Origin of the sequence: Microcoleus sp. MON2_D5, assembly GCF_036701905.1 — a bacterium.
Taxonomy (GTDB): domain Bacteria; phylum Cyanobacteriota; class Cyanobacteriia; order Cyanobacteriales; family Microcoleaceae; genus Microcoleus.
On record NZ_JAUBRM010000200.1, the window covers coordinates 1 to 3381 of the forward strand.

Below are 3381 nucleotides of genomic sequence, written 5' to 3' on the forward strand. Positions count from 1 at the left end.
AAGTGCGCTGCCACTATTTTTGAGCGGAGATCTAGGGAATAGGATTTCATTAGCTTTCACTATTAGATGCTTTTCACCTTAATTCTTAATTGTACCTCATAACATCGGAAAGTGCTGTATATTTATGGTCAGTCTGATTTGGGAAAAACGAAGTATCCCCTTATACTGGCGACTGCTAGACAAGAGAGGATGTAGTAACCTTTGTGAACAAAAAGCTCTAATCACTCCTGTTTTAGAGTTACTATCAGATTATAAAGTTATCGTGTTGGGCGATCGGGAATTTGGTAGCGTCAACTTCGCATCTTGGCTTTGTCAAAGACAAGTAAAGTTTATTTTTAGAGTTAAACAAGGGCGCTATATCCAAGAGGAAAACTCGGATTACATCCGCTTGGCTGACATGGGTTTAGTACCGGGAACCAGCTTTTATTTATCAGATGTAAAATTCACAAAACAAAAAGGATTTGGGACTTTTGATATGGCGGGCTATTGGATCCGTAAATATCGGGGAAAACAGGAAGATGTTGCGTTGGTATCTTTTGACTAATGTCGGCCATTTAAAGCAATCAATCAAGATTTTTCCAAGTCGGAGTGGGATTGAGGCGATGTTTAAAGACTGTAAAACAGGTGGTTATAATTTAGAAAAAAGCCATGCTAATAATCAGCGTTTAAGCAGTTTGATATTATTAATAGCGATTGCCTACAGTTGTGCAGTAATTCAAGGTCAAAAAATCAAGACAATGGGAATCCAAAAATATGTGGGTAGGTTAACTGAATATGGGCGCTCAATACGTCGCCATAGTAGTTTTTGGATAGGATTATATGGTCAATGTTGGGTAATTGGCATGGAATTTTGTCAAGATATTATTAGTGAATTAATGAGAATCAGGCGTAATAAACTACCATTCTTTCAGAGGGGTCTAAGGGCTATGTCATTCATTCTATCAATGTTTTGACTCTTGTTGTCACCCCGTCAGTCATTCTTTATTAAAAGTAGGTTGGGTTGAGCTAGGAAACCCAACTTTTTTAATTTGAGGAGTTTGTGAAAATTTATAGCAACCGCTACAATGTTTTGGAGGTTCTTAATTGCTGGAATAGGAGCTTTTATTGCCTTCTGCATCAGCGCCTTTTGCTATAGCAATCCCACTAAATAGGTTTTGGTAAAAACCTAGGGGTAAGCTGTTGTCCCTCTAAATTGTATATTTCAATGATATCTCAAAAATCATAAAATCCTCTCTCTATCCGATTCTCGAACCTAACAGAAAATCTTTCTGGCCTAGCAGTTTAGTGCCGCATTGTGCCTATCCCTACTACCCCTAGATTAGGCAGGGCGGTTTCATTCTCAAATTTTAGCAGCGCTAAAATTTGAGAATGGGACATCATTATGTTTAGGGAACGCCCAAATTTTTGCGCTCCCTCAAAACTCGCTAATATTTAATATGAAAATTAACCGTCTGCCTTGCCGAGCAACGGTTTAACTGATAAAATCTTGTAAATTAGAGCGACAATAAACCGCTCGAATAGTGTGTTAAATGCTGATAAGTATCAGCTTGGATAAGTTATAACCCAACCATCGTTGTCCTGTTTTTACTGACAAAAAGCCTAAAACTCGGTAAAAATTGAGGGCTATCGTACTTAGGGCTTGCTGAATAATCGATCGCTTTCCCAAGAACAGGAGCGATCAATATATTCAAGGTCGATTTAAGATAAGTTTTTCATGCGTTAATTTGCGCCAAGTATAATTAGAGATTATCTTCAATCTAAAAACAGGTGTTGTTTTGCCCGAACGACATAAAAACACACAAAAAACCCGGCGCAACCAGGTAGAAAGGTTCATGACTAAAAAAGTAATAGCAATAACTGTTTCAGAAGTATTATCAAGTTTTGCCATCACTCTATTGAGACTGAATCTTCGTTTACCTTGTCCAAATTTACCCTGAATCGCATTTCTAATCCTTTCATCTTCCAAGGCTTGCTTCTTTTTTGATTTACTCACATTTGCTGGGGGTCTTCCTAGGGGGGGTCCACGCTCGCCTAATCCCTTTTTCTTTACACCATGCTCGGTTTTCCCTTGTACGGTAAATGCGATCGGCATGAACTGACTCTGGATAGTATCCGGTGAACCTACGATATGCTTCTACTTGTGCTTTTAAGTCTCCTGATTCGTTGAAACTATTCCCACTCATCCGGTCTAAAAATACATATCCTTCAAAGCAACTCGCTGATAGTTTGGCTCCAAACTCTACTTTTTTCCCTGCTTTTCCTCTGACAATGGGACGGATATGGGGTTGGCTTAAACTCACTATTCTATCCTCAATGCTCTGTTTATTGTTATCAAATAACCATTGCTGTTGGTGGCGATAGACCTCTGTGAGGACTAGCAAGGTTTTATATTGCTTTTTATTCAAAGTTTTTAGGGTCGCGCCTAACTCTATTAGCTGTTCAATATGAGCTAAATTTCTTTTGATATATTGGAGTTTTTTTTTAATTGCTTGTCTTTTTTTGTTTCGGGTCGGTCGTCGTTGTTTGGCTACTGCCAAGTAGTCTTTTCTCGCTAGATTTCGGTAGGTTCTTGGCTTTTTTGGGGCTGTGTATTTTAGAGATTTATAGAGAATATCTATAATTTTTTCGGTGTGGATTCTGGCAAGGTTTAATAGTCCCAAGTCGGTTGGATAGGTAATATCGGCGGGAGCGCAGGTCGCATCTATGATTAGTTTTCCTCGATTTTGCGACTCATTTTTTGCGTCCGAATCATTTTTTTTTCGGGTTTTACTGTGGCGGATTCTCGTATTTTCTTGACCAGGCGTTCGTTCACTTTATTAATTAGATTCCCACTAATTCGTTGTCGGAAATGAACTAATAGTGATGGGTCAAATGGCAGCTCGTTACTGTAGATTGATTGACCAATAAAGTATTGCACATAGGGGTTTTCACGGATTTGTTCGACTGTTTCCCGATCGCTAATTCCGAGTTTTTCTTTGATAATTAATGCCCCCAACGCCATCCGAAATGATTTGGCTGGTGCACCCCTTTCTGTGGGGAAGTTTTGAGCATATTCTGATTCAAATTCTGACCACGGTATTACTTGGGCCATCTTTACCCAACGGTTATCTGGTGACAAGCTGCCTCCGAAGGGCAGTTCAAACTCGAATGGGGGGTTTGGGGCAACCTCAGCTTTTCTGTACACGATCGCAGGTGGTGATGCACGACTTTTGATCTATTTTAGCTGTTTTTCTTGCACCATTCCACCTTTTTAGGGTCAGACAACTCATACAGTGTTTACTTTTGCAACTGCTTCAGCAAGCCCTACTTAAAATCGATAAGTTAGTGACGGCTTTATAATTGTGTCTCGGCCACATATCTTCTCGAAAAATTACATCCTTT

The 3381-nt window shown here is 39.4% G+C and carries 2 protein-coding genes and 1 pseudogene; 2 read left to right on the forward strand and 1 reads right to left on the reverse strand.

The window, feature by feature from the left end:
- Positions 1 to 124 precede the first annotated feature (124 nt).
- Both QUA47_RS30505 and QUA47_RS30510 read left to right on the forward strand, forming a co-directional pair.
- On the forward strand, positions 125 to 544 hold the full coding sequence (locus QUA47_RS30505; RefSeq protein ID WP_333433577.1) for a hypothetical protein: 420 nt from the start codon (positions 125 to 127) through the stop codon (positions 542 to 544).
- Positions 519 to 953, forward strand: coding sequence for a hypothetical protein (locus tag QUA47_RS30510; RefSeq protein WP_333433578.1), 435 nt, complete (start codon positions 519 to 521; stop codon positions 951 to 953). The genes QUA47_RS30505 and QUA47_RS30510 overlap by 26 nt, the downstream gene beginning before the upstream one ends.
- A gap of 734 nt (positions 954 to 1687) precedes the next feature.
- Here the strand turns inward: QUA47_RS30510 and QUA47_RS30515 are convergent.
- Positions 1688 to 3184: pseudogene (locus QUA47_RS30515) on the reverse strand (IS5 family transposase).
- Positions 3185 to 3381: the final 197 nt, after the last annotated feature.